26 protein-coding genes are annotated in these 26,131 nt (G+C 61.4%); all 26 read left to right on the forward strand.

Going from position 1 to position 26,131, the window contains the following annotated elements; genetic code table 11:
• The first annotated feature begins 25 nt into the window (after positions 1-25).
• Entirely contained in the window at positions 26-325 is a 300-nt protein-coding gene (locus C7I87_RS36670) for a GIY-YIG nuclease family protein (protein WP_149902368.1), read from the forward strand.
• Between the two features lie 27 nt (positions 326-352).
• Positions 353-535 carry a hypothetical protein gene (locus C7I87_RS00620; RefSeq protein ID WP_149902369.1) on the forward strand — a complete coding sequence of 61 codons (183 nt, stop codon included), beginning with the start codon at positions 353-355 and terminating at the stop codon, positions 533-535.
• A 125-nt stretch (positions 536-660) separates the two neighbouring features.
• Positions 661-1,338: a hypothetical protein gene (locus C7I87_RS00625; RefSeq protein ID WP_373424598.1), complete on the forward strand. Its 678-nt coding sequence runs from the start codon at positions 661-663 to the stop codon at positions 1,336-1,338.
• 2 nt (positions 1,339-1,340) lie between these two features.
• Entirely contained in the window at positions 1,341-1,913 is a 573-nt protein-coding gene (locus tag C7I87_RS00630) for an HAD family hydrolase (protein WP_149902371.1), read from the forward strand.
• A complete protein-coding gene (locus tag C7I87_RS00635; protein ID WP_149902372.1) occupies positions 1,913-2,464 on the forward strand; it encodes a deoxynucleotide monophosphate kinase family protein in 552 nt (183 codons plus the stop codon). Before C7I87_RS00630 ends, C7I87_RS00635 begins: the two co-directional genes overlap by 1 nt.
• A gap of 62 nt (positions 2,465-2,526) precedes the next feature.
• Positions 2,527-2,697: a hypothetical protein gene (locus C7I87_RS35030; protein WP_188393667.1), complete on the forward strand. Its 171-nt coding sequence runs from the start codon at positions 2,527-2,529 to the stop codon at positions 2,695-2,697.
• Between the two features lie 193 nt (positions 2,698-2,890).
• Positions 2,891-4,489: a portal protein gene (locus tag C7I87_RS00640; protein ID WP_149902373.1), complete on the forward strand. Its 1,599-nt coding sequence runs from the start codon at positions 2,891-2,893 to the stop codon at positions 4,487-4,489.
• A complete protein-coding gene (locus tag C7I87_RS35035) occupies positions 4,482-4,625 on the forward strand; it encodes a hypothetical protein (RefSeq protein ID WP_188393668.1) in 144 nt (47 codons plus the stop codon). The genes C7I87_RS00640 and C7I87_RS35035 overlap by 8 nt, the downstream gene beginning before the upstream one ends.
• Entirely contained in the window at positions 4,622-5,485 is an 864-nt protein-coding gene (locus C7I87_RS00645) for a capsid assembly protein (protein ID WP_149902374.1), read from the forward strand. Before C7I87_RS35035 ends, C7I87_RS00645 begins: the two co-directional genes overlap by 4 nt.
• Before the next feature lie 71 nt (positions 5,486-5,556).
• Positions 5,557-6,147: a lysozyme family protein gene (locus C7I87_RS00650; RefSeq protein ID WP_149902375.1), complete on the forward strand. Its 591-nt coding sequence runs from the start codon at positions 5,557-5,559 to the stop codon at positions 6,145-6,147.
• A complete protein-coding gene (locus C7I87_RS35040; RefSeq protein WP_188393669.1) occupies positions 6,144-6,302 on the forward strand; it encodes a hypothetical protein in 159 nt (52 codons plus the stop codon). The genes C7I87_RS00650 and C7I87_RS35040 overlap by 4 nt, the downstream gene beginning before the upstream one ends.
• Positions 6,272-6,586 carry a hypothetical protein gene (locus tag C7I87_RS00655; protein WP_149902376.1) on the forward strand — a complete coding sequence of 105 codons (315 nt, stop codon included), beginning with the start codon at positions 6,272-6,274 and terminating at the stop codon, positions 6,584-6,586. Before C7I87_RS35040 ends, C7I87_RS00655 begins: the two co-directional genes overlap by 31 nt.
• Positions 6,583-6,852: a hypothetical protein gene (locus C7I87_RS00660; RefSeq protein ID WP_149902377.1), complete on the forward strand. Its 270-nt coding sequence runs from the start codon at positions 6,583-6,585 to the stop codon at positions 6,850-6,852. The genes C7I87_RS00655 and C7I87_RS00660 overlap by 4 nt, the downstream gene beginning before the upstream one ends.
• A gap of 431 nt (positions 6,853-7,283) precedes the next feature.
• Positions 7,284-8,216 (forward strand): major capsid protein, encoded by a 933-nt coding sequence (locus C7I87_RS00665; RefSeq protein WP_149902378.1) that lies wholly within the window; start codon positions 7,284-7,286, stop codon positions 8,214-8,216.
• Positions 8,217-8,294: 78 nt separating this feature from the next.
• On the forward strand, positions 8,295-8,882 hold the full coding sequence (locus C7I87_RS00670; protein ID WP_149902379.1) for a phage tail protein: 588 nt from the start codon (positions 8,295-8,297) through the stop codon (positions 8,880-8,882).
• Positions 8,883-8,939: 57 nt separating this feature from the next.
• A complete protein-coding gene (locus C7I87_RS00675; protein WP_188393670.1) occupies positions 8,940-11,357 on the forward strand; it encodes a phage nozzle protein in 2,418 nt (805 codons plus the stop codon).
• A 95-nt stretch (positions 11,358-11,452) separates the two neighbouring features.
• Positions 11,453-11,818 carry a hypothetical protein gene (locus C7I87_RS00680; protein WP_149902381.1) on the forward strand — a complete coding sequence of 122 codons (366 nt, stop codon included), beginning with the start codon at positions 11,453-11,455 and terminating at the stop codon, positions 11,816-11,818.
• A 24-nt stretch (positions 11,819-11,842) separates the two neighbouring features.
• Positions 11,843-12,370 (forward strand): virion core protein, T7 gp14 family, encoded by a 528-nt coding sequence (locus C7I87_RS00685; protein ID WP_149902382.1) that lies wholly within the window; start codon positions 11,843-11,845, stop codon positions 12,368-12,370.
• Positions 12,371-12,432: 62 nt separating this feature from the next.
• Complete coding sequence (locus C7I87_RS00690; RefSeq protein WP_149902383.1) at positions 12,433-14,595, forward strand: hypothetical protein; 2,163 nt, start codon at positions 12,433-12,435, stop codon at positions 14,593-14,595.
• Positions 14,596-14,652: 57 nt separating this feature from the next.
• Complete coding sequence (locus C7I87_RS00695; protein ID WP_149902384.1) at positions 14,653-18,363, forward strand: hypothetical protein; 3,711 nt, start codon at positions 14,653-14,655, stop codon at positions 18,361-18,363.
• Positions 18,364-18,438: 75 nt separating this feature from the next.
• A complete protein-coding gene (locus tag C7I87_RS36365; RefSeq protein ID WP_149902385.1) occupies positions 18,439-20,349 on the forward strand; it encodes a phage tail fiber domain-containing protein in 1,911 nt (636 codons plus the stop codon).
• Between the two features lie 11 nt (positions 20,350-20,360).
• Positions 20,361-20,774 carry a hypothetical protein gene (locus C7I87_RS00705; RefSeq protein ID WP_149902386.1) on the forward strand — a complete coding sequence of 138 codons (414 nt, stop codon included), beginning with the start codon at positions 20,361-20,363 and terminating at the stop codon, positions 20,772-20,774.
• Between the two features lie 202 nt (positions 20,775-20,976).
• Entirely contained in the window at positions 20,977-21,243 is a 267-nt protein-coding gene (locus C7I87_RS00710; protein WP_149902387.1) for a hypothetical protein, read from the forward strand.
• A complete protein-coding gene (locus C7I87_RS00715; protein ID WP_149902388.1) occupies positions 21,243-21,503 on the forward strand; it encodes a hypothetical protein in 261 nt (86 codons plus the stop codon). The genes C7I87_RS00710 and C7I87_RS00715 overlap by 1 nt, the downstream gene beginning before the upstream one ends.
• A 53-nt stretch (positions 21,504-21,556) precedes the next feature.
• Complete coding sequence (locus C7I87_RS00720) at positions 21,557-22,705, forward strand: hypothetical protein (RefSeq protein ID WP_149902389.1); 1,149 nt, start codon at positions 21,557-21,559, stop codon at positions 22,703-22,705.
• Positions 22,706-22,810: 105 nt separating this feature from the next.
• Complete coding sequence (terL, locus tag C7I87_RS00725) at positions 22,811-24,523, forward strand: phage terminase large subunit (protein WP_149902390.1); 1,713 nt, start codon at positions 22,811-22,813, stop codon at positions 24,521-24,523.
• Positions 24,524-26,131 lie beyond the last annotated feature (1,608 nt).

Consider the following 26,131-nt stretch of genomic DNA (forward strand, 5'->3'; position numbering starts at 1 on the left):
GAACGCGCCGGGGTTCGTCTACATCATGGCGAACCCTGCGTGGCCTGGGCGAAGCAAAGCCGGCTTCGCGAAGGACCTTAAGAACCGCCTCCGTCAGGCCAACACCAATGACCCTGACCGAGCCTACTACTTCCATGAAACGAGGAGTTTTGATGATCGCAAACAAGCTGAAGCAGTTCTTCACGAGCTGCTGGCTGGCTATCGCATCGCCGGCACCGAGTGGTTCGAGCTACATCCAGACGATGCAGCCGGTATGCTACGGGGGCTCCATCGCCGGGTTGCTGCAGAAGGCAGACCGGGACGCGATGCAGGCAGCCCTGACTGACAAGTACGGCATCCGGCAGATCGACTGATGGACGTCTGGGTCCTCACTGGCCGCACCGAAAGCGGCGACCCCATCGGCCCCCATGTGTGGCCCTATGACCCGCCTCAGGCCAAGGTCGATGCCCTCCTCAAAGAGACCTACGACGAGGAGTGGGAATACATGGATGGGCAGCTCAACTACCGCATCGAACACACGAGGATTGAAAGCTGAGAACACTACTTATCGACGGGGACATCCTCGTCGTATCGACCGGAGCTGCCCTTGAAGTCGAAACCGACTGGGGCGACGATGAGTGGACCCTGACTTGCGACGTCAAGGAAGTGAAGTCCACCATCTTGGACACCATCAAGCGCCTCGAAAGGGACCTTGATGCCGATGCCTCGGTGATCACCCTGTCCAAGGGCATCACCTTCCGCCACGAACTCTACCACGGCTACAAGAAGGGACGCTCCCGCAAGCCGGTTGGAACCAATGAGGTCAAGCGCTGGCTCATCGAAGAGCATGGCGCGAAATACAAGCCAGGGATCGAGGCCGACGATGTCATGGGCATCCTCGCCACCAACCCTCGGCTGATCAAAGGCGAGAAGATCATCGTGTCCCAGGACAAGGACATGCTGACGATCCCGGGCCTGATCTACCGCAATGGTGAGATCGTCAAGGTCACCCCGGAAGAGGCCGAGCTGAACTGGCTCACACAGGCCCTGACCGGCGACACCACGGACGGCTACCCTGGCTGCCCCGGCATGGGTCCGGTAACGGCCAAGGACGCCCTCGTCCGCCGCATTGGGCTGGAGAGCTACGAACACACCATCGAGCGCGGCAAGCGCAAGGGTGAGGTCGAGACCCGCTGGAAAGAGATCGACGTTCCCACGCTCTGGGACGTGGTCATCCACCAGTACCACCGCGCCGGCCTGACCACTGACGACGCCCTCCTGCAGGCCCGACTGGCCCGCATCCTCCACAACGACGACTACGACCATGTCAAGAAGGAACCGATACTCTGGACACCGTGAACATGATCCACGACTGCCTCTGCAAAGGCCCTGGCTACGTCTGCACCCGCCGATGCCCCACTGTCTCCAAGACCGTGAAGCCTACCATCTATCTCGATCTCGACGGCGTCCTGGCTGACTTCGATGCCGGCGCTGGCAACATCCTCGGCACCGACAACATCTACAAGTGGGAGTTCGTCCACGGCCCGAAGGCCTTCTGGGACAAGCTGAACGTCTACCCGAACTTCTTCGGTGGGTTGCCCCTGAAGGACGACGCCATGGTCCTGTGGAATGCTGTTCGCGCCCTCGATCCGGTGGTCCTTACGGCGCTCCCAAAGAAGGACGCTACGGATGTCGACACGCAGAAGCGGACCTGGGTCAAGCGGCATCTGCGCCACCCGTTCGGCAGCGGCATGACGACCAGGGTCATCACATGTGAGACCAAGGACAAGCCAAACTTCTGTGAGCCTGGTGACGTGCTGGTCGACGACCGCGCCGTGAACCGTGAAGCCTGGGAAGCTGCCGGTGGCATCTACGTGCTGCACACCAGCGCCGCGTCCACGGTCCTCTACCTCAAGGCCCTTGGGATCATCTGATGGCTGAACGTCTGATCGCCTTGTCGGGGCCTGCGGGTTCCGGCAAGTCGGTAGCCGGATCACACCTCGCGGACACCCACGGGTTCACTCCCGTCAAGTTCGCCGGCCCGCTCAAGGACATGGTGCGGGCATTCTACCGGGCAGCCGGATTGACGAGCGAAGCGGAGATCGAGCGGCGGATCGAGGGGGACCTGAAAGAGGAACCCTGCAAATACCTCAACGGCTGCACCCCGCGCCACGCAATGCAAACCTTGGGGACGGAGTGGGGCCGCATGTGCATGGGCCAGAACTTCTGGATCAACGCATGGGCTCGCAAGGTCGACAGCATCGCCGGCCCGGTGGTCACCGACGACTGCCGGTTCGACAACGAGGCCGAGACTGTTCGGGCCATCGGCGGCGACGTCGTGAGGCTCAAGCCGAAGGTTCACCGCAGGAAGACTTCGAGCCACGCCGCAGAGGCGGGCATTGGGGAAGACTGGGTGACCCACACGGTCAAGAACGACGGAACTATCGACGATCTTCGTGACAAGCTTAGTGAGGTGGTCGGGTGAATAACCCCTCCACTAGCACTACGGAGGGGTTTCTTGCTCCTCCGGCAGTCACTCGGGAACTGATGGCGTACCTCAGACAGGTATTTCCAAACAAGCTCCCCGATGACCCATCGATTTCCGACCGTGAGCTTGGGGCTTTGATCGGACGCCAGCGGGTGATCACTCACCTCGCTCTCATCCTCGACCAACAGGAAGAAGACCTCCTCGCAAATGTGCTCAAAGCCAAAGATTGAGAAGGCCGACCCAGTCGCTCCTCCTCCGCCCCCGGCCAATGACAAGCCTCTGGCCCCTGTCTTGAACGAAACATCCCGCCTCGCCAATCAGGAAGGCGCTAACGCAAGCGCAGCCCGACGTGGCCGCAAAGCATTGACGATCCCGCTGGCCAGAACTGGCGGGTCCGGTATCAACATCCCACAATAACCGACCTTGGCCGACGTTAAGATTACCATCTCAGCGAAGGCTCTATACGAACAGCTAGTCACCGACAGAAACCCGTATCTTAAGCGGGCTCGTCGGGCGGCTGAATTGACGGTCCCCTACCTGTTCCCCAAAGAGGGCACTACAGGGGCCGCTGATTTCGCAGAGCCTAACCAAGGTCTCGGCGCTCGTGGCATCAGGTTCCTGGCTTCCAAGTTGAGCCAAAGCCTGTTCCCCATCAACGCGCCTTTCTTCAAGTACGAAATCGACGACATCGCCCTCCAAGACCTGACCAAGGCCGACGACAAGAGGGGTGAGATCGAGAAGGCCCTGAGCGCCCGCGAACGTGCGGTTCTCAGCGAAATGAACGGTTCCATGTTCCGGCCCGTTGCCTTCGAAGCCTGCCGTCAGCTTGTGCTGGCTGGCAACTACATGATCTTCATCCCGAAGAAGGGCAAGCCTCGTGGCTTCCGCCTGTCATCCTACGTGGTCAATCGCGACCCGTCCGGCAACATCCTCGACATCGTCATCAAAGAGCAGATCGCTCGCGCTGCCCTGTCCGAGGACATCAAGTCCAAGATAGCCAGCACCGACGTTGCAGATAGCGACAAGGAAGCGACGGTCGATGTCTACACGCTCATCACGCTCGATGACGCCTCCAGTCAGTACATCGTGGTCCAAGAGATCGACGGTGTGCAGATCGACGGCGAATACTCGGGCTCGTACCCCAAAGACAAGCTGCCCTGGCTGCCCCTGCGTTTCACCTATGTGGAAGGCGAGGACTACGGTCGCGGCTTTGTCGACGAGTACATTGGCGACCTGAACTCCCTCGACGTCCTGACCGAAGCATTACGGGACGGCACCGTGCAAGGTGCGAAGGTTGTCTGGATTGTCTCGCCCAACGCGAACGTCCGTGTCGAGAAGCTGTCAAAGGCTGAGAACGGCGCATTCGTCCAGGGCGACATCAACCAAATCCAGCCCCTCAGGCTCGACAAGCAGGCCGACTTTGCGGTGGCCGAAAGGTTCATCCAGCAGCTCACCGAACGGCTCTCCTTCGCGTTCCTCCTTAACACCTCCGTCCAGCGGAAGGGTGAGCGGGTCACGGCAGAAGAGATTCGGTACATGGCCGGTGAACTCGACCAGGGTCTCGGCGGCGTCTACTCGCTGCTGGCTGAAGAGTTCCAGCTCCCCGTCGCTCGCCTGTTCGAGGCGCGCATGGAGTTCGTTCGCAAGGTCCCTCCGCTTCCCAAGGAGATTACCTCCACGACCATCGTTACGGGCCTAGACGCCCTTGGTCGCGGCAACGATCTGCAGAACCTCGACAGCTTCCTGGCTGGCGCTGCCCAACTGGGTGGCCCTGAAGCAATCGGCCGATACGTCAACCTCGGTGAGTATTTCAAGCGCCGTGGTGCTGCCCTTGGCATCGACATGGGTGGTCTCATCCGTACCGACCAAGAAATCCAGGCAGCCGATCAGGCAGCCATGCAGCAGCAAATGATCTCGCAGCTCGGCCCCCAGGCAATCTCCCAGATGGGCGGTATGGCCAAGGAAGGCATGAAGCAGCAGGCCCAACCCCCACAAGCCACGACAGGAGAACAGAATGGCTGACGAAAGCACACCCGAAGTGGTGACCGAAGTGGTCGCCGAAGAGAAAGCCAAAGCGGCCCCGAAGGCGAAAGCCAAAGAGAAGCGCCCGGCGAACCATGAGCTGATGATCAGCGGCAACGTCGTGGTGACACATTGACGACTGCTACCATTCAGGTCCAGGCCGCTCAGCCCACCGCTGACGAAAGCGCTGCGGCCCTGGCGGCTGCGGCTGCTGCTGCCCCGACGACTGAAGCTGAGGCCCGCGCCCAGATCGCTGCTGCTGAAGCGGCCAAGATCGCGCCGGCTAAGCCTGTTCGCCCCGACAGCGTCCCCGAGAAGTTCTGGGATGCCGAGAAGGGCGTCGTGAACCATGAAGCTCTCCTGGCCTCCTATACGGAGCTGGAGAAGAAGGTTGGCGCCCCGAAGGAAGAGACCAAGCCCGAAGGTGAGAAGACCGCCGAGCAGATCGCCAAGGAAGCCGCCGACAAGGCCGCTGCCGAGGATGCCCCTAAGAAGGCATCTGAGGTCGTCGCTGACCTGAACTCGAAGTTCCTGGCTCAGGACGGCAAGCTGACTGACGCCGACTACGCCGCAGCCGAGGCCATTGGTCACGACCGCGCAACTGTCGACGCCTTCATCGCCGGCCAGCAGGCTCTCGCTGAAGTGGCAACGCAGCGCATCACCTCCGCAGCCGGTGGCAAGGAAAGCATGGACCGCATGTTCGCATGGGCGTCCACCTCCATCCCGGCAGCCGAGATCGAGACCTTCAACAAGTCATTCGAAGGTTCCGACGTGAATGCCGCTGTGGTCGCCATGGAACAGCTCAAGGCGAAGTACGAGGCCGCGAACGGGAAAGACCCGACGCTGGTAGCCGGTAAGCCCGGTGCCAATGCCTCTGACGTCTTCACGAGCTGGGCTCAGGTCCAGGCTGCGATGGGCGACGAGCGCTACAGCAAGGACCATGCGTACCGGACCCAGATCGAGCAGAAGCTCGCCCGGTCCAACAACATCCGCTAATCGAATAACCCCGGGAACCGTCTCTGCCTTTTGGTATGCGGCCCGGGGACATTCGCGTTCCAAAGGACACCATGAACCGCCCAGCATTCTTCGCTGCGGTGCGTTCTGCGTTCGGCCCGCTGGCAGCCGCCCAGGTTGCTGGCTTCACTCTGATCCTCGATCAGGCCGAGAGGGTCAAGACACCCCTCGACCGCCTAGCCTACATGCTCGCGACGACCTACTGGGAAACCGGCAGGACGATGCAGCCTGTGGCCGAGGCCAACTGGATCAAGAACGCCGAGGCATGGCGCAAGACGCACCTCCGCTACTACCCGTTCTACGGTCGTGGCTACGTCCAACTGACGTGGGACTACAACTACAAGAAGGCCTCTGACTACTTCCGCACGGTCCTCGGGATCAACGTTGACTTCGTCAAGAACCCCGAGCTGGTCATGCGCCCCGAGTACGCGGTCGTCATCCTGTTCGTCGGCATGGAGCAAGGCTGGTTCACCGGCAAGAAGCTCTCCGACTACATGGACGGCATCGACGAGGGTGACGTGGAAGACCTCCGCGAGTTCGTCGAAGCACGGCGCATCATCAACGGCGTCGACAAGAAACTCGAGATTGGCAAGATCGCCCTCGTGTTCGAGAAGGGTCTCCGCGCATCGGGCTACGGCAAGTGAAGCCCTTCCTCATCATCTTCCGCAAGGCCAAGGACGGCGTGTGGGAGAAGGACGGCATCAAGGTCAGGTTCGGATACCGCTATGGTGCCGCCCTCGGCCTGAAGAACCACTTCATAGTCGGCCCATGGATCGTCTCCTGGGGCTGGTGGAAATGACCACCATCAAGTCCAGCAGGCGCACCTCCAAACAGTTCCTGCTGGCAAACACCGGGTTGGCCTGGGGGCTCGCTTTCTACAGCCTCTACACCAACCAAGGGGCCGCCGCAGTTGCATCCTCACTGGCGCTGATCGGTTCCCTCTACGGGGCCTATGTCGGTGTCGGTCACATGGACTACCGACGCTTCCTCAATTTCTTCAACGGACAGGAGACAGGCCTATCATACCCAGGGTCTATGCCTACCTCGCCGGATTGCTCGCCGTCCTCACCCTCATTGGGGTGATCTACGGCAAAGGCCGGCTTGACGCCAAACATGCAGCCGAAACGGCGCTCCTGAAGGGGAACCTGAAGGTCGCTGAGCTGAACCTCAAGAACGAGAAGGACGCCCGCCTGGGTGATGCCATTCTCGCCACCGAAGCAGCCAAACGACAGGCTGCCCTATCCACCAAGATTGACGAGCTGAACACCTATGCGGAAACGCTTGAAGACGCTAATCGCGAGTGCCTTAGTGGCGCTGACGTTGAGCGGCTGCGCGACCTCTGGAAGTAGGATCGTCGCACCCCACTACCCGGAGCTGCCTGCTGATTTGCGGGTGTGCTTCTCTACCACCGTCGCGCCGCCCAGCTCGGGCGTGATGACGAAGAAGCGGGTGATGAACCTCATCGCCAAGCTGAAGAAATCGGAGAGCGACAAGACGGACTGCGGCAAGCGCCTCATCTCCTTCTACGACAGTCTCTCCCACTGACTATGGCCCCGTTCCCTGCAATGCAAAGCGGGGCCTTCTCATGTTCCCGACGCCTGTTCTGACAGATCACACCCCTCTTTAGGCGGTGATCAAGGAACCAAGGAAGTCTCACCAGAAGACCACTTGGAGACCCGCCAACCGCACCTGAGGGTGTGGAAGCCGGACAATCCCAATGACGCTTCCAGTGCTGCTCCGAGGTCCGCGCAAACCTCAGAACAAACACGGGAATACACACATGGCCAATCCTGGCATCGTATCCAATCTCGGTCAGGCCAACGGCGTCGGTGACGTCCAGGCTAACTTCGTCAAGGTCGCAACCGGCGAAATCCTGACTGCATTCACTCGCACTGTCGAGTTCGCGGACAAGCACATGGTCCGCAACATCTCGGAAGGCAAGTCCGCTTCCTTCCCGGTGACGGGCCGCACCTCGGGTGCCCGCTACCATACCCCGGGCGATCAGGTCCTCGGTACGGTCACCAAGTTCAACGAGCGCGTCATCACCATCGACGACCTCCTGTTGACCGACTACTTCACCGCCAACATCTACGAGGCGATGAACCACTTCGAGACCCGCTCGGAGATGACCAAGCAGCTCGGTGAAGAGCTGGCACAGGCCTACGACCGCAACGTCGCTCGCACGATGCTCCTCACGACCCGCATGTCGAACGTCGTGGACAACCTCCCGGGCGGCGGCAAGATCGTCAACGCGGCTCTGCTCACGGACAGCGACCAGATGGCGAAGGCCTTCTTCGACGCGGCTGCCGTTCTGGATGGCAAGTACATCCCGGCTGAGCGTTACGCTGCCCTGAAGCCGGTGCAGTACTACGCCCTGGCTCAGAACACCAAGGTGATCAACGTCCAGTGGGACGGCAAGGGCTCCTATTCGGACGGTAAGGTCGTCAAGATCGCGGACATCCCGATCTTCAAGTCGCTGAACCTGCCGAACGGCACCAACGTGAACACCGGCCCGGCCAAGTACCAGGGCGACTTCACGAACACCGCTGGCATCATCTTCAACAAGGGCCTCGCCGGCACCGTGAAGCTGCTCGATGTCGCTATCGAGAGCGAATACATGGTCTCGCGTCAGGGCACCCTGATCGTCGCCAAGTACGCTGTCGGTCACGGCGGTCTCCGTCCCGAGTGCGGCCTGGAGCTGGCTACGGCCTAATCCACACCCACACACCGATGAACCGGGGCTCCTTAGGGGGCCTCGGTTTTTTTCGTTCAACTCTCCACTGGAGGCAAAATGGCCAACGGCCTGACCCCACTGACAGAGCTTGAGGCGATCAACGAAATCCTCGCGACCGGAGCTGAAAGCCCTGTGTCGACCCTTGAGGAGAACCAAGTGATCGACGCCTCGCTCGCAATGAATACCCTTCGGGCCACCTCGGTCGAGGTCCAGACGGCTGGCTGGAACTTCAACTCCGAGGAAGGCGTGAGCATCGCCCCAGACCAGAACGGAGAGATCATCCTCCCGCCGAACGTCCTGAGGGTCGATACCTCTGGCGAAAGCGCGGCCACCAACGCCGTGCAGCGCGGCCTACGTCTCTACGACAAGGGCAACCGCACCACCATCTTTGAAGGCCCTGTGACGGTCGACTGGGTCCTCGGTCTCGACTTTGAAGACCTCCCGTCCACAGCCCGGCTCTACATCACCATTCGCGCGGCTCGCAAATACCAGGACCGCTACTTCGGTGATCAGGCTGTCCACTCCTACACGTCGCAGGACGAGCAGATCGCTCGCGCCGCCATGATGCAGGAAGAGATGGACAGCAACGACGCCAACATGCTGTCCGACAGCCAGTTCATGACCAAGCTCAGAGGCCGCAGCTAAGTGGCCAAAGTCTCTGGCTCGATTGCCAACTTTGCCAACGGTGTCAGTCAGCAGGCCATGGCCTTGCGGCTGGCCACCCAAGGCGACCTCCAGACGAACGCCTACTCGACCATCGTGGACGGACTCAAGAAGCGCCCTCCGACGAAGCTCAGGGCCAGCCTCGGGCCAGCCATTTCAGGCACCGTCTTCACCCACACAATCAACCGTGACGCCAACGAACGGTATGAGCTGGTGGTCACCCCTACGTCTATCCGCGTGTTCACCCTGGATGGCGTCGAGAAGGTGGTCAACGCTCCGACCGGCTACGGCTACCTGTCTTACAACACGGCTGCCTACCAGCGTCCCCCTTACCGGGCACTGACGGTTGGCGACTACACCTACATCACGAACCAGACCAAGGTGGTCGCCCAGGACCCCGCCATCGTCGAGCAGGCTTCCCCGAGTGAGGCCATCGTCAACGTGCTGGCTGGCAACTACGGCAAGACCTACACGATCACCATCAACAACGTGAAGGTGGCCGAGTACCGAACCCCAGACGGTCAGAGCGCGGCCCAGTCGCCGGCAGTCGACGTCTCCTACATCGCCCGCAGGCTTGCCACTGGCGAGACCGTGGCCCTGGAGAACACAGCCAACGACAAGCCGAACGGCAACTGGACGTGGAAGGCCACCGACACCAACCTTGCTGCCAACGGCATCGACGCGGCCCACGGCTGGACCGTCAAGGTCTTCAAGTCGACGATCTACATCAAGAAGAACGATGGCGCCGATTTCAGCATCGCGGTCGACGACGGCTACAACGGCAACGCCATGAAGGCTGTGCGCAAGACCGTGCAGGACTTCGCTGATCTACCAGCCTACTGCGAGGACAAGGTCGCTATCGAGGTCACCGGCTCAGTCGGGACCGAGTTCGACAACTACTACGTCCGCTTCGACCGCCAGGATGCCAACTCCTCCATCGGCGTGTGGCGGGAAATCCCCAAGCCTGGGATCGTCAAGGGCATCAACGCCAACACGATGCCATTCGTGCTTGTCCGTGAGGCCAACGGCACGTTCACCTTCAAGGCTGCCACATGGGATCAGCGCAAGTGCGGCGACGACAAGATCGCCCCTGGCCCGTCCTTCATTGGCAATACGATCAACGAGCTGCTGTTCTTCAAGAACCGGCTCGGGTTCCTGTCCGACGAGAACGTGATCCTGTCCAGGCACGGCAGCTTCTTCGACTTCTACCGCTCGACCGCGACGGCCCTGCTCGACGATGATCCTATCGACGTGGCCGCGACCGACAACGGCGTCTCTGTGCTTCGCAGCGCGGTGGCGGCGGCTGACCGGCTGGTGCTGTTCGCGGACCAGACGCAGTTCACCCTTATGGGCAACGAGCTGCTGACCCCGAAGACAGCCTCGATCCGGCCCTCGACGTCGTTCTCGGCATCGAGCGTGGCTCGCCCGGTTCGCGCCGGCAACTCGATCTTCTTCCCCGTGGATCGCGGCCAATACACCATGATCCGCGACTACAAGATCGACGTGAACACCGGCCTAGCGGACGCCTCTGACGCCACCGGACATGTCCCTCAGTACATCCCAGGCACCGCCCTGAGGATCGCTGCATCGACCCATGAGGACATCCTTGTGGTGCAGGCTGACGGTGATCCCGGCGCGCTCTACGTCTACAAGTACTACTGGTCGAATGATCAGCAGCTCCAGGCGAGCTGGTCGCGGTGGACGTTCCCCGGTGTGACTGCGATCCTCGATATCCAGTTCATCGACAGCCAGCTCATCCTGATCGTCAATCGCGGGCTCAACGCCTTCATTGAGGTGATGGACATTCAGCCGGGTGGCGTGGACGACTACTGCCGGTTCGTCATCAACCTCGACCGGAGGTTCACCGTGAAGGACACCGGCAATCGCACCTACGATCCGTTCGACAACACCACCACGGTGCCCATGCCTATCGACATCACGACCGACAGCTACATCTGCGTGACAGCGGGGCAGCAGAACGCTGTGATGGAGCCCGGCCTCGCTCTCCAAATTCTGTCGAAGAGTTCCACCCAGGTCGTCCTCTCCGGGGACATCAGGGGCGTTCCGCTCTACTTCGGGACCGTCTATGAGATGCGCTACCGGCTATCGACGATCTACATCCGGCAGGAGAGCCGCAGCGGCGGTGTCTCGACGATTACTGAGGGACGGCTGCAGCTCATGCACCTCCTGATCCAGTTCTCGAAGACCGCCTACTTCCGCGTCGAGGTCACCCCGATGGCGCGCGAGGTCCGCTCGTACTTCTCCAACGGTCGCCTCATGGGTGACCCGAACAACCGGGTTGATGTGGTCAATCTGAGCGACGGTTCCTTCAAGGTCCCGCTGCTCTCAAAGAACGACCGCGTCGTCGTCGAGATCGTGAACGACAGCTACCTCCCGTCCTGCCTGCTCTCCGCTGAGTGGGTGGCCAACTACGTCCAGAAATCGACAAGGATTTGATGATCACAATTCGTAGGGCCAAGGTGGCCGACGCTATCTCCCTGGCTCCGCGATTGCGGTCAGCAGATCGAGACGAAATCAGAGCAGCCTTGGGCATGACGCCTGAGGTTGCCCTGCCTCTGTTCATTCAGGGGAACTACATCTGGGCCGGCGTCGAGCCATCAGGGAGGGTCTTCGGGCTCTTCGGGATCGACCCGGTCCACAACAATCCCCACCTTGGGATCGTCTGGATGGTCTCCTCACCAGAGATCATGAACTACCGTCGAGAGCTGGTCAGGCTCACCCCGAAGTGGCTCAAAAGGCTGCACCGGATCAGGCCCCTGATCGGCAACCATATCGACGCCCGCAACACCACGCACATCCGCTGGCTCAGGCGCATGGGTTTCTCGTTCCTGAGGACCCATCCAGAGTTCGGCGTCGAGAAGCGTCCCTTCCATGAATTTGCAAGATTGAGGTCATAACGAATGTGCATCGGCGCAGTCGGCATGGCTGTTGCTCAGTTCGCCCTGTCCGCAGCCAGCACTGTCGCCGGCTTCGTCGGCCAGTCGCAGCAGGCAGCAGCGCAGCAGGAGTACTACAAGAACAACCGTGACGCGGCCAACAAGGCTGCCGTCAACACGTATGCGGCCAACCAGAACCGGGCGCTACAGGAACGCAAGGCTGCCTCCCAGGAGACCCAGCAGTTGCAGACCGATGCCACACGGGCTCGAGCCACGGCAGAGGTTGCCGCTGGTGAAGCCGGCGTGTCGGGCCTCTCGGTCGACGCCTTGATTGGCGACTACTACGGCCAGCAGGGTCGCTATGAGCGCACCCTCGACAACAATTACCAGATGCAGGCCGACTATCTCCGAGGCGAGATGGACAGCACCCAGGCGCAGGCCGAGGGACGCATCAACTCGGTCCAGCAGGGCCAGAAGCCATCGTTCGCTGACGCTGCCATCCGCATTCTCGGCGGTGGGCTAGATGCCTATGGCGGCTACCAGAGAGCCAAGCAACAGGGATACGCCTCCTAATGCCACAAGGAAGAGTTCAAGCACCCGATCTGCAGTCGAACGTTAGGCTCACGCCAGCGCCGATGCAGTCGGACACATATGCCCCGCCGCCGCAGCCGGTGAAGAACGAGAACCTGTTCCGTCTGGCTGACGCCCTGGGGGCATTCTCAGGCTCGGTCGGGAACCTCGTAGGCGTGGTCGGGAAGACCTCCAAGGAGCAGCGCGCCAAGGACGATGCTGCGTTCCAGATGCACATGGCCGGCCAGACCCTGGCGCAGACGCGCAAGGACATTGCTGACGGCAAGATGATGGTCACCGACGACAAGATCGCCAACGCGGCCCGTCAGTCGGTCTATGGTGGCAAGTGGGCTGAAGGCCTCGCGCAGGACACCGACGCCGAGCTGCAGACCAGCTTCGATTGGGACAACGGCAACCCGGAAGAGTTCCTGGCGAAGAAGTTCCAGGAGAACATCGAGAAGAGCGGCCTGACCGACCCAAACGCCCTCGCGGCTGCCGGCAAGGCATGGGACGGCTACAAATCCGCGGTCTTGGCTAAGCAGGCCAAATATCGCACTGACAGGGTCAACCAGTCCAACACGGACACGGCCTTCACAGTCATCAGCGACAAGGCCAACGAGTACATCTCGAAGGGCGTCGATCCGGCGAAGTTCGCAGAGAACCTCAACGTCGTGCGCGGTACGCTGGGCGTCAAGGGCTCCCTCGGGGTCAACGATGAGACGCTCGACAACGAGTTCCTCAACGCGGCCTCAAGGATCGCCTCCACGAACCCTGAGTATGCCGTCGCCATGTTGGACGCCGAGTACACCGGACGCTCTGGAAAGACGTCCCTGTCCTCGCAGCGGGCCTACCGCGACAAGGTGCTGGCCATCAAGGCTGAAGCGGCCAAGGCTGTTGGTGTCCGTGACGACAAGAACCAGCAGCTTGAGGTGGACCGGCAGGCCGACAGTCTCCTGTCCCAAGGCAAGCTCGACCGCGTCACCGACACGACTTGGTATGACCATGCCGGCGAGCAGAAGACGATCCCCGCCGAGACGATCAAGAAGGAAGCTCTCAACCGCTACCTCGACAGGTCGCAGCAGATCGCCACGTCCAACAAGGAAACCCCTGACCAGACGGCAGCTCGTGAACTCCGCGTGGCCCAGCAGTCCGGTCTCGATCATCCAGGCATGAAGGCAGTCGTCACCGGCATCGCTAAGGCAGCCTCGGTCGACATGGCTCAGGACCCCGAAGCGATGAAGCTCGTGATGGACAAGGTTCACATGGCGAGGTGGCTCTACAACACCTCCAAGAACACCTACATGTCCTACCTTCCTGAGGGCGACCGCGACTTCATGGAAAGCTTCATGATCGCCAAGGACAACCTCACCGGCAAGGATGGTCGGCAGATGTCCGATCAGGGTGCCCTTGAGTTTGCCGTGCGTACCTCTCAGCCTGTCCAAGTCGACGGCCTGAACTTCACCAAGGCTCAGAACGACAAGATCGACACCTCGGTCAAGAACATCGCCACGCAAGATGGTTGGTTCGGCACGAGCATCGGAAGCGGCTTGACCCCGTGGAACTCGGCAGCAGCCCAGCAGCGTGTGTCCTCCATCGCGAAGCGCCTCGTGCGCGGCGGCGTGGATCAGGACAAGGCAGTCACCATCGCCGTCGACAGCGTCAAGCGCAACTCGATCACCTACAACGGGACGCTTCTGGAGCTGAACAACAAGGCTCTGCCTGACAACTACAAGCCGGCCCTGGATGGCATCATCGGGGACTGGGCTACGGAGAACCCTGGGGTCCTTAAGGATCACGACATCGGCGTTGGCGACATCACCATAATGCCGATACAGGACATCAACCGATCCGGTGGCCGCTTCATGCTGACCGACAAGAACACCGGCCAGCCCCTGATGGACGACAAGTCGGGCGAGCCCTTCTTCATCTCCCTCGGGACCATCCGCCAGCGCGGCGAGAACCTCAAGTCCACGGCTGACGCCAAGTCGGCTCACGACATCTCCATCCGAGGTGCGGCCAAGACCCACGGCCTCGTCCCCGCCAGGGCGGAAGATGGCAACGGCACGGTCTGGATCAACCCGAAGACCCGCGAGGCCTTCGACGTCACGGTGCCCGAACCGGGCGCTAAGCCTGTCGTCAAGAAGCTCGGCAAGCGTGTTCGCGCTGACCGCCCGGTCTACGAGGACAACGGCTTCACTCCACCCAACTTCGGCGGCGCAAACCGCTAACCATCACGAGGCCCTCGGCACATCACCGGGGGCCTTTCCATTTCACCATGAGGAACAATGAACGACGAACTGAAGAACGCCATCATCGAGCAGTCGAAGCGCATCGGGGCTGACCCTATGTGGTTCGCCACGTCGATGTCGTATGAGACTGGCGGCACATTCGACCCATGGAAGAAGGGTCCGACGACCAAGTGGGGTCGCCACGTAGGCCTCATTCAAATGGGCGAGCCACAGCGCAAGCAGTTTGGCTACACCCCCGACAAGTCCGTGGCCGATCTGGTCAAGTCCTCGGCTGACTACATGGTCGCCAGCGGCTTCAGGCCGGGCATGAACGAACACCAATTCTATGCCACGATCAACACCGGCAGCCCCAACGGCGGCAACAAGTCCGACGCGACCAACGGAGGCGCTCCAGGCACTGCCAACGACAAGGTCGACTACCAGATGGGCAGTCACCGGCAGAACGCTGCGAAGCTCCTGGGCGGCACCTTCAACGAGATCACGTCGTCGAGCCCCAATGGTTCGGCTGACATCGGCATGACCCATTCCGAGGTCCCGACGTGGCAGACAAACACCCCCCGCCAGCCTGAGGTTGAGACCGCCGAACCCGGCTGGTGGCAGCTCCAGAAGGACGCCTACAACACGCAGCAGACGCTGCCCTGGCTGGCTGTCCAGAACAAGCAGATACAGCCCGACCCTAACTGGTCCCTGGATGAGAAGCGCCTCGGCCCCGATCTCGAAGCTCGCGGCATCCCTAAGTCTGAGATGGAGCGCTATGCGCCCCGCTTGGCCAGTGTCTCCGAGGCCGACTATCAGGACAACCTGGGTCGCGTTAAGTCAGACTGGGACGCCAACGTCAGGCTCTCCAATGCGGGGTTCACTGGCGGTCTCCTCAAGATGGCCAACTCGATCCTCGATCCGGTCGCCCTCGGTGCCGACGTTCTGGCATCCTCGGTAGCGCCTGAGGTGGTCATCGGAAATCGCGCCAAGCGCCTCGGCAGGGTCCTTGAAGGGGCCATGGCTGGTGCCGCTGGTGGTGCTGCCTCGGTGGCCCTCAACGCTGCCGTCAACCCGAACGTATCCAACTCCGACCTCTTCGCTGCCACCGTCTTTGGTGCCGGCATGGGTGGCGCTGTGGGTCACCTCTTCGGTCGCCCCGAGACCACGTTCGAAGGTGCCGCGCTGGCGAGAGCAACACGCAACGCCGCAGAGGCCCATGAGGGTCTCCCAATGGCTGGCTCTGTGGGTGCAGCTAAGGCTTCGGTCGATCAGCCATTCCTCGACGAGAAAGGCCTCGGCCTGCTCGATGAGCGCGACTTCGACAAGACGGCCTTCGGTGCGATCCGCCCAGACCTCTCGGCTCGCCTTCAGCAGGACGACAACGTCCTCGTCAAGGCCGGCGCTGGTCTCGTGCAGGATGGCACTGGCAAGAAGGACGGAGCGGTCAACGCTATCGCCGCCTCGGAAGATCAAGTTCGCCTGTTCGACGAGAAGCGCGTCCATGAAGCCCAAACCTACAACCCGCAGCTCGCTGACTACGCCAAGCGTCAGAAGGGGCTGAACAAGGCTCAGATCGAGCGCAACTTCAACGACGAAATCCACGCCTACATCACCGACCGGGAGCCAGGGCGCGCGGAGCGTTATGACCCGGCAGTGGTCAAGGTTGGCAACAAACACGCCGAGCTGTACGCCGACGCCCTCGCCCTTCAGCAGAACCCGTTCCATCGTGACGGTATCGAGGGACGCGCGGTGCTTGGCACGGACAGCATTCCGTCAGACCCACACTACTCGCCCCGCTACTGGAACAACGAGGCTATCATCTCTGCAGTCGACGAGTTCGGCCAGGACACCATCGTCACCCTGATCGGTAGGGCCATGAAGTCCGCTGACACAGGCCTAAAGGAAGATCTGATCGAGCGCACGGCCAAGGCCTTCACCGGGGCCATCGTCGACCGTGCCCATGGCCTGGAAGACGTCACCTCACGCATCCTCAGCGCTGACCAGATGGACAACCTCGTGGACATGCTGGAGGGCCACTACGGGCTCGATCCCAAGGATGCCGAAGCGCTGCGGTTCGAGTTCACCAAGAACAGGGCCAAGGACGCCGGCAGGGATGGCCACAACAAGGCCCGTCTGCTGCTCGACGAGAAGATGAAGCTGGACGGCGTGGTCAGCAAGAAGACCGGCACCATTCATGAGGGTGGTCTCAGCCTGTCCGACCTCGTGGTCACTGATGCCCGCCAGAACTTCACCCGCTACATGCGCAATGCCATGGGCCGCGTGGCGCTCGCTCGCTACCGCTTCAAGGACCCGCAGACCGGCGAGATGCTGATCAACGGCTTCACCAGCGACAGGGAGTTCGCCGCCTACATGACCAAGGTCAAGCAGAAGAACGCTGACCTGATGGGCCAAGGCAAGATCACCAAGGCCCAAGCGGCTGCCGGTGTGAAGCGCCTGGAGTACGCCTATGCGTCGATCCTTGGTCGCCCAACAAGCGACATGGAGGCCACGAGCGCGGGCTGGTTCCTTAGGATGGTCCGCAAGTACAACTTCTCGCGCATCATGAACCAAGTCGGCTTCGCCCAGATTTCCGAGATCGGCTCGCCTATCGCGTCACTCGGCTGGAAGGCTGCACTCTCGCAGGCACCGGCCCTCAGGCGCGTCGTGACGGATGATGGGGCATCGCTCCTGAAGTCTGGTCTAGGCAACGACGTGGAGGCGATCATAGGTGTTGGCGCCGACAGGCTGCTGCACACCTCGGACTACCGAATCGACGAGTTCTCCAATGGCTTCCATGGTGAGCCAACGTCGAGCTGGAAGGAGTTCATCGAGCGCAAGCTGAACAAGGCCAACCAGATTACCTCCGAAGTCTCGGGGCTGACCCAGGCCAACGTGATGCTCGAACGCTGGACAGCCAAGGCCATCGTGCAGCGGTTCTCGGACATGGCTCATGGTGGCAGGCAGTTCTCGGCGGCTAGGTTTGCCGACCTGGGCCTGAGCAAGGACATGACCGACCGCGTTATGAAGATGTTCACGACCGAGGGCAACTTCGAACACGAGACAGGCTTCATCACGGGCCGCAAGGTCACCCGAGCGCACTTCGACAAGTGGGCAGATAAGGAGGCCCGCGAGGCTTTCATCTCGGCAGCCCACAGGCTGAGCCGTCAGGTGATCCAGAAGAACGACATCGGGAACATGACCATGTGGATGTCTCATCCGCTGGCCAAGGCCCTGATGCAGTTCCGCACGTTCATGGTCGGGTCCTATGGTAAGCAGACCCTCAAGTCGCTGCATTTCAAGGACGTCATGGCTGCCCACCAGATGATCCTGACGACGGCCTTCGCGGCTGCCGGCTATATCATGCAGATGAAGGCTCAGGCGATGCTACGCTCGGACGGGGACAAGTTCCTCGAAGAGCGCCTCAACCCCAAGAACCTCTCTGCTGCTGCGTTCGCCCGCGCTGGCGCATCCTCGATCCTGCCAATGCTCATCGACACCGGCCTAGGCATCGCCGGCCAGGACACGCTGTTCTCCTACACCCGAACGACCGGACAGGCGAGCAACATGTGGCTAGGCAATCCGACCACGGGTGGCTTGGACGACATCTACCAAGCTGGCCAGTCGGTCGCCGGTCTCTTCAAGGACCGCGAGTGGTCGCAGGACGAGGCCCGCAAGGTCTCCCGCGTCCTCATGTTTGGGAACGCTCTTCCTCTCGTCATGGGCCTCAACGGCCTGATCAGCGGTCAACCCGAACGGGCACCCCGCTAACAACCTAACGCACCCCTCAACGAGGCCCTCAGGATCAACCCTGGGGGCCTTTTGCATTTCCACTCAAGGAACGAAATGACCTCACCAATTCTATCCTTCGTCGTCTACGACGGGGACGGGTCGACGCGCGACTTCACGTTCGACTTCGGTTACCTCGACCGGGATCACATCAAAGTCTACCTCAACGACGTCGGCACTGGTTCCTTCACCTGGACCGGCCCGTTCGCTCTCCGCTTCGCTGTGGCACCGCCCACCGGCAAGAAGATCAGGATCGCCCGCGAGACGCCCGCAGCCAAGCCGGTTGTGACCATCGCAAATGGATCTTCGCTCCGCGCTGAAGACCTCAACCGTCAGGCACTCCAGTCCATGTACGTGGGCCAGGAAAGCGCCGACATCGCCACCCTCATGCGCTCTGGCACGTTGTCCGCTCCGACCACGGATGCCGGTCGTGTCACCCTGCAGTTCCCTTCGATTGAGGCCCGCAGGGGCAACGTCCTCGGCTTCGATAGCGACGGTCAGTTCCGCCCGTTCACTTCTGCCGACATGCCCAAGGGCGAGACCGGCGACAAGGGACCTGTCGGTAATCAAGGCCCCATTGGTCCGCTTGGTCCGCAAGGCAACGCAGGCCCCCAGGGTCCGATTGGGCCGACTGGCGAGCGTGGCCCTCAGGGTACTCAGGGTCCGCAGGGCATCGCCGGACCTCAGGGTCCACAGGGTATCTCCGGTGTGGCTGGCCCTCAGGGTCTCCCCGGCATCCAGGGTCCGCAGGGTTTGCAGGGACCTGAGGGTCCTATCGGCAAGGCTTTCGATCCCGACGCCTCCGGTTTGACCGCAGACCGCTCTGCCTACAACGCCGAGCCAGCAAACTTCTCCTTCCTCGATACGCAGGCCGGCATCGTCTACTGGAAGCTGTCCAACGCTGTTGGCGCTTGGTCTGACGGTGTGCCGTTCGGGCGTGGTCCTCAGGGCCTCCAAGGTCCGGCAGGCCCACAGGGCGTCCAAGGCCCTCAGGGTCAGAAGGGTGACGACGGCCCGCAGGGCGTCCAGGGTCCACAAGGCCTGACCGGCGAAGTTGGCCCGATTGGTCCCGCTGGTCCGGTTGGCGGCGCTGGTCCTCAGGGTATGCAAGGCCCGCAGGGCTCTCAGGGTCCGCAAGGTCCCGCTGGCTCTATTGGTCCCACCGGCAGCCCCGGGATGGTCTGGAAGGGCACCTACGTCGCCAGCACTGCCTATGCAGTGAAGGACGTCGTGTCCTACAACGGCAGCTCCTACATCAACATCCTAGCCAGCACTGGCGTCGTCCCGACGAACACCACCTATTGGGCTCCGGTTGCCATCAAGGGTGACCAGGGCGTTCAGGGCGTTCAGGGCGTTGTTGGTCCGGTTGGTCCGCAAGGCGTCGAGGGTCCGACAGCGGCACGTCTGGGAATTGGCGCGCAGTTGATCTCGGACTGGAACGCCGTGACTGACAACGGCTGGTATCGGGGTTCTGCCGCTGCCAATGCACCTGACAGCGGCTGGTGGTTGGGTGAGGTTATCAGCCATGATGTCAACTGGTGTACGCAGACCATTCACGCATTCACCGCTGATAGCGCGGGCAACACGGCCTCCTACCGCCGTAGCAAGAACAGCGGAACCTGGGAGGCTTGGTACAAGCTCCAGCTCAGCCAAGCTGAACAGGATGCTCGTTACGCCACGTATGCCTCCCTCCCAGCCGCAGGCATCGGCAGCGGCCAGACTTGGCAACTCGTCACGCGGGCCTTCAACACCGCCTACCAGAACACTACTGGCAGGGCGATCATGATCAGCTATGCCGGCGACCGCGCCAACGTTTCCCTCTCTGCGGACAACGTGACCTACCTTGCTGACGTCTTCAAATCGACTGGCGACAGCGGTCAGCCCACCGCCAGTGGCATCATCCCAGCTGGTTGGTATTACAAGCTCACCTCCAGGGTCGCCCAGGGCAACTGGTACGAGCTTCGGTAAAGGAAACACACATGACTGAAACTGGCTTCTACCACCCCGTTCGGGGGTACTGGCAGACCAATGGCGGCGACCCTTCGAAGCTGCTTGCACAATACCCGGAGGGGACCGTCGTGGTCCCCCTCAAGCCCGGCGCAGACTACGAATGGTCCGGCGACATCTGGACCTATTCGCCACCCTCGACCGAGGCGCTCCGTGAGGCCATGCCGCAGATCACCCCGAGGCAGCTTAGGCTCACCCTGCTGTCCCTCGGCATTCACGAAGCTGACGTCGACATGAAGCTGGTCAGCGATCCGACCGGCATGGTGGAGTGGAAATACGCCACCTACTTCAAGCGGACGCACCCGCTGGTCGACGGCCTCGGTGCCCTCTTCAGCATCACCGCAGAGCAGATCGACAGCCTATGGGAATGGGCGGCTGCGCTGTGATCCTCAATCTCATCTCAGGAACATCCACCGTGGACAGCACTACCGCTGCGGTCGCCGTCTCCGCAGTAGCGAGCCCTGTTTGGCTCCCCTGGCTCCACGCAGCTTCTGACGGCGCTGCACTCATCGCACCCCTTCTCGGCACCGTCTGGCTCATCGTTCAGATCGTCGGGAAGGTGCGGGACATGACCCGAAAGGACCACAAGTGAAGACCGATAGCGCTGCCCTCGGGGCACTCTTCGACACCTTCGCGGATCAGCTCAAGACCATCCTCACCGAGGGCCGCACGGTCGTCGACAAGGAGACCGGAGACCCAGTTCAGGTAACCCCTGACGCGGCGTCCCTGAACGTGATCCTCAACTTCCTCAAGCACACCGGCACGACCGTCGCCCCGGGCACCCACAAGGTGGTCAACGACATCGTCTCTAATCTGCCGTTCGACGGCTCCGAGCATCAAGAGCGATACAACTGATGAACATCACCGCACAGAACACATTCACTGATCCCATCCTCGTGCAGGCGGGGAACTCCTTCGACATCTCGATCAGCGGCACCTTCGTGGCGACCGTGGTTCTGCAGCGGTCGAAGGATCAGGTTACCTGGCTGGACGTCGAGGCGAACACCGCGCCCGTCGAGAAGACTGGCTCTGCCGGTTCGGCCTGGTACTTCCGCCTCGGGGTGAAGACCGGGGGTTACACCTCTGGCACTGTGGTCGCCAACCTCTTCGACTAATGGCCCACATCAAGGCTGTTGCGGGGGTCGCTGTAAGAGGCGTCCTCCGTAACGTGCTGCACTCAGGTACGTCCGGTCCGACCGACCCGCTCGCGGTGTTCCAGTACGACCTCAACTTCCTCACCAACACCTACAAGGGTGGCACTCAGCCGCTTGGCAACAACACCCTCGACGGTCGCTTCCTACGCGACAGCGGCAACTACCAAGCCTGCTACCTCCCGAACAAGGCGGGCCTGCTGGTTTCAGTGGGCAGCGCAGGCATCCGGCGCACTGATGCTGGTATCTGGCTGTACCCTTCGGTGTCCATTCTGGGCCTATGGGGCGCTGACCTCTCCAACGCCGCCTGGACGAAGACGGGCATCAACGCTGTCAAGAACCAAGTCGGTGCGGATGGCGTAGCCAACACAGCATCGAGCATAACGGCCACGACTGCCAACGGCGTGGTCAAGCAAGTCATCACCTCGGCTGTGGCTGACCGCGTGATGTCGGCATACGTCAAGCGTCTGTCTGGCACTGGAACCCTGGAGTTCTCGCTTGACAACGAGGCGACGTGGACCGTGGTGCCTGTCACCAACGCCTACACCCGACCCTTCATCGTTCAGCTCGGCGTCACCAACCCCAGCATCGCGTTCAGGATCGCCAACTCTGGCGACAGCTTCGCGGTCGACTTCAGCATGGTCAGCGGGGCGATGAACGGCCAGCTCCTGCCCTACGGATATCTGGTCCGCAGCACGGGAACCGCAGTCGGCTCATTCAGCCGCTCAACCCCATGGGCGCTCAACACCGATAACAGCCCGCTGTTCACCTGTATCACCCAGCCCTTCGCTTGGTACTGGCAGGGCCGCGCCGACCGCCTGGGTGGTGGCCTGTTCGTCAGTGACGGGGCCTTTCAGGTCAACATCGTAGCTGACGGAACCATCCAGTATGGCGGCAAGTCCTCGCCAACCGGCCAGTGGAAGGCTGGCATGAGCAACCTCAACAAGGTCGCCGGCTGGACCAACGGTGCCGGGATCGCCAAGTTCTCGATCAACGGCAACCCTCCGACCAGCACCAGCACGCTACTCACGCCGAACGGTACGCACTTCGTCTTCTCATCCAATGGGTCGGGCGGTGCAGCTATCAACGGCCTCGTCGAGCGCGCCGCGTTCAGCCCGAACTATGCGCCTTCAGACGCCGATCTCATGGCCATGACGGCCCCCTAACAGAGAGCCCTCAGGAGAGGCTTCAGGTCCATCCCGGTCCACTGATGCCCCAAGCTCATAGAGCCTCTCCTGACCACCTCCCTGCCCCCGAACAACTAGGAGCAAATGACCAAGCAGACGCTATCTGCCTCGACCTCGCTGTCGTCGCAGAAGGACCCTCTACTCGACTTCAGAAACTTCCTCTACGTCGTGTGGAAACATCTCAATCTGCCGGACCCCACGCGGGTTCAGTATGACATCGCATCATTCCTACAGCACGGCCCGAAGCGCCTCATCATCGAAGCCTTCCGTGGTGTCGGCAAGTCCTGGGTCACCTCGGCCTTCGTCTGCTGGCTGCTCTACTGCGATCCCCAAACCAAGGTTCTCGTCATCTCGGCCTCGAAGCAGCGCTCCGATGACTTCTCGACCTTCACCATGCGCCTCATCTTCGAGATGGAGCTGCTGGCCCACCTGAGGCCCGGCCCCGATCAGCGCCAGTCCAAGGTCGCCTTCGACGTCGGCCCCGCGCGCGCCTCGCACAGCCCCTCGGTCAAGTCCCTGGGCATCACCTCACAGATCGCCGGTTCACGCGCCAACGTGATCATCGCGGACGATATCGAGGTCCCGAACAATTCCGACACCCACCTGAAGCGCGAGAAGCTGTCCGAACAAATCAAAGAGTTCGACGCCGTGCTGTCACCGGGTGGCCGCATCATCTACCTCGGCACCCCGCAGACCGAGCAATCGATATACAACCTCCTGCCTGACCGTGGCTACGTCTGCCGCATCTGGCCGGCTCGCTTCCCCGACGAGGAGCGCCGCGCCAAGTATGGCTCCAAGCTGGCCCCGTTCGTTGGCCGGCTGCTGGACGACAAGCCCGACCTCGTGGGTGGCCCTACCGATCCCCAGCGGTTCACCGACGTGGACCTGAACGAGCGTGAGATGTCCTATGGGCGTTCAGGCTTCGCCCTTCAGTTCTACCTCGACACCAGCCTATCGGACGAGGATCGCTTCCCGCTGAAGCTGTCCGACCTGATCATCATGGGCTTGGACCGCAAGAGGGCTCCGAGAGAGGTCGTGTGGGGCTCTGGCCCTGATCAGGTCTATGAGAAGCTGCCTATGGTTGGCCTCCCCGGCGACCGGCTGTATCGCCCGATCTTCACCGACAAGGACTACGTCGAGTATGACGGCTCGTGCATGTTCATCGACCCCTCGGGCCGAGGCAAGGACGAGACCGCATGGGCTGTGGTCAAGGCCCTGAACGGCATCCTCTACCTAACTGCTGTTGGCGGGGTCCGTGGCCACGGCTACGAGGACAAGGTGTTGGATGAAATCCTGGCCTGCGCCAAGGAGCATGAGGTCAACATCATTCAGGTCGAGCCAAACTACGGCGATGGCATGTTCGCCCAGCTCCTCCGCGCCCGAGCCCAGCTCCGCTACCCCGTCACGATTGAGGACGCAGAGTGGTCGAAGGCCCAGAAGGAAGCTCGCATCATCGACACCCTGGAGCCGATCATGAACCAGCACAGACTGGTGGTCGACCCGAAGGTGATCGAGTGGGACTACGACAGCACGGCTGCCCTGCCGACTGACGAGGTCAACAAGTACCGCCTGTTCTACCAAATGACCCGGATCACCAAGAACCGTGGTGCCCTGGCTCATGACGACAGACTGGATGCTGTGGCCGGCTGTGTGGCCTACTGGCTTGAATGGATGGCCAGGAACACGACGGTGGCTGTCGAACAACGGAAGCAGGAGCTGCTCGATGCTGAACTGGCCAAGTTCATGGAGACGGCCCTCGGTGGCTCCCTACGGTCGCCCCCTCGGTTCGCCCTATAGTCCACCTTCACGACCACCTAAATCGAATACCCCCTCCACTAGCACTACCCTGATGGTTCCCCTTAGAGTGTTACCTTAAGTGGGACCTGATTGGACCCCTAAGGTAGCCCCTTAGGTGGCACCTGATAGCATCCCTCAGCAGCCCCAGAGTTCTCCCTGGAGGTTAGCCGAGGGGTGCTTAGGGGGACTGCCGTAGTCAGGAGACACCCCTAGTCCTGATCTGGTAGGAGGACCCCCTCGTCCTTAGCAGCCAGACGGAACAGCCTACGGACCTCCTGAGCTGTCGCCCGGTGTTCCCCGAAGGCCACGCAAGCCTCGACCGCACGTCGCCAGTTAGCGCCCCTCTTGGTGAATGTCAGGAGCAACTCGCCGGCTGCCTCGACCGAGGAGACGTTGTGTCGGAGACCTGGGCGTTCCCTGACGGGGACCTTTGGGGTGAACCAATTCAAGCTCAAGAGATGTCACCTCGTGCTATCCTACGCTTCAGGTCGTCAGCATTGAGAAGGTCGACCAGATCGTCGGCCCACTCCATGTTGAGGCCAACAGCAGGGCGACCCTCAACCATGGCCGGCTGCCCGGTGAACACATCGAACACCGTCCAGGTCCCGTCTGGGTCTTTCCTTAGGTCGTACCTCTGCTGCGCCATGAGGCCGATATAGGGGGTGGGAATATTTGGTGCAAATTTCCCCGCGACCCATCGGATAACAGGCACGCGCGCCGACCCCCCGTACCCCCTTCGCGCGCGCGGTAAAGGCACGAGCGCGTGATCCCGAGCGCGGCTTGAGGTACGCGAGCGCACATCGCGCCTTCTGTCACACCTTTCGTAACGCATCCGGGCAATGCCCATGCAATCCAAGGCTTCCAACCTAATGCAGCATTTGATGATAGGCCTTCAGGGTCGACCAATGAGGCACATGAGGAGTGCGACGAGGGGCATGGAACGGGCATTCCAGTCACGGAATGTTCATTCCCCTGTCTGCCAATCGGTGTATTTGCCCAGCAACACCTAAGCCCGCCTTCAGGTCTCACGCTAGGTCACGCCTTGCCCGGTCTCTAGCTCCGCGCGTATAGGTGCCCACATGGTTTCCTCTTGGGCGCATGGAAGGGCAGCACATGGGCGATACGATAACCGGACTATACGTTGGCGCATGGGTCACCCTCATGGTGATTAGCGCGATCTGGCGCTATCGACACGCGGACAGTGTCGGCATGTGGGTTAGCCTAGTCATGGCCGGTTCGGGATTGCTGCTTTTGTTCCCACATGAGGCGGCTTTCGCGCAGTAGGAGCGATTTCTTCAAACTTTCTTTCGCTGTGATTTCAAGGGCTTAGCTGAAAAGTGGGCTCTATCTGTCGTTTTTCTCAATCATCCCACTTGCGCAACGGTCTCGCTTATGGGACAAGTGGCCATCGAACGAAACGGTTCGGGGCGGCGAGGTTCTCGGGTTCCACTAGACCAGTCCAGTTCGGTACGGATTTCGGCACACCAAGGGGTGCCAGACTAAAGACTGCCAGACCATCGGCTCTCTGTTCTTTGACAGGCGCAAACACGGGCAAAGCCGCCCTAGCCACTGAATAACGTCTCTACCAATCCACTGGCGCGAAAGTTG

The organism is Mesorhizobium sp. SARCC-RB16n (assembly GCF_008520305.1).
GTDB lineage: Bacteria > Pseudomonadota > Alphaproteobacteria > Rhizobiales > Rhizobiaceae > Mesorhizobium.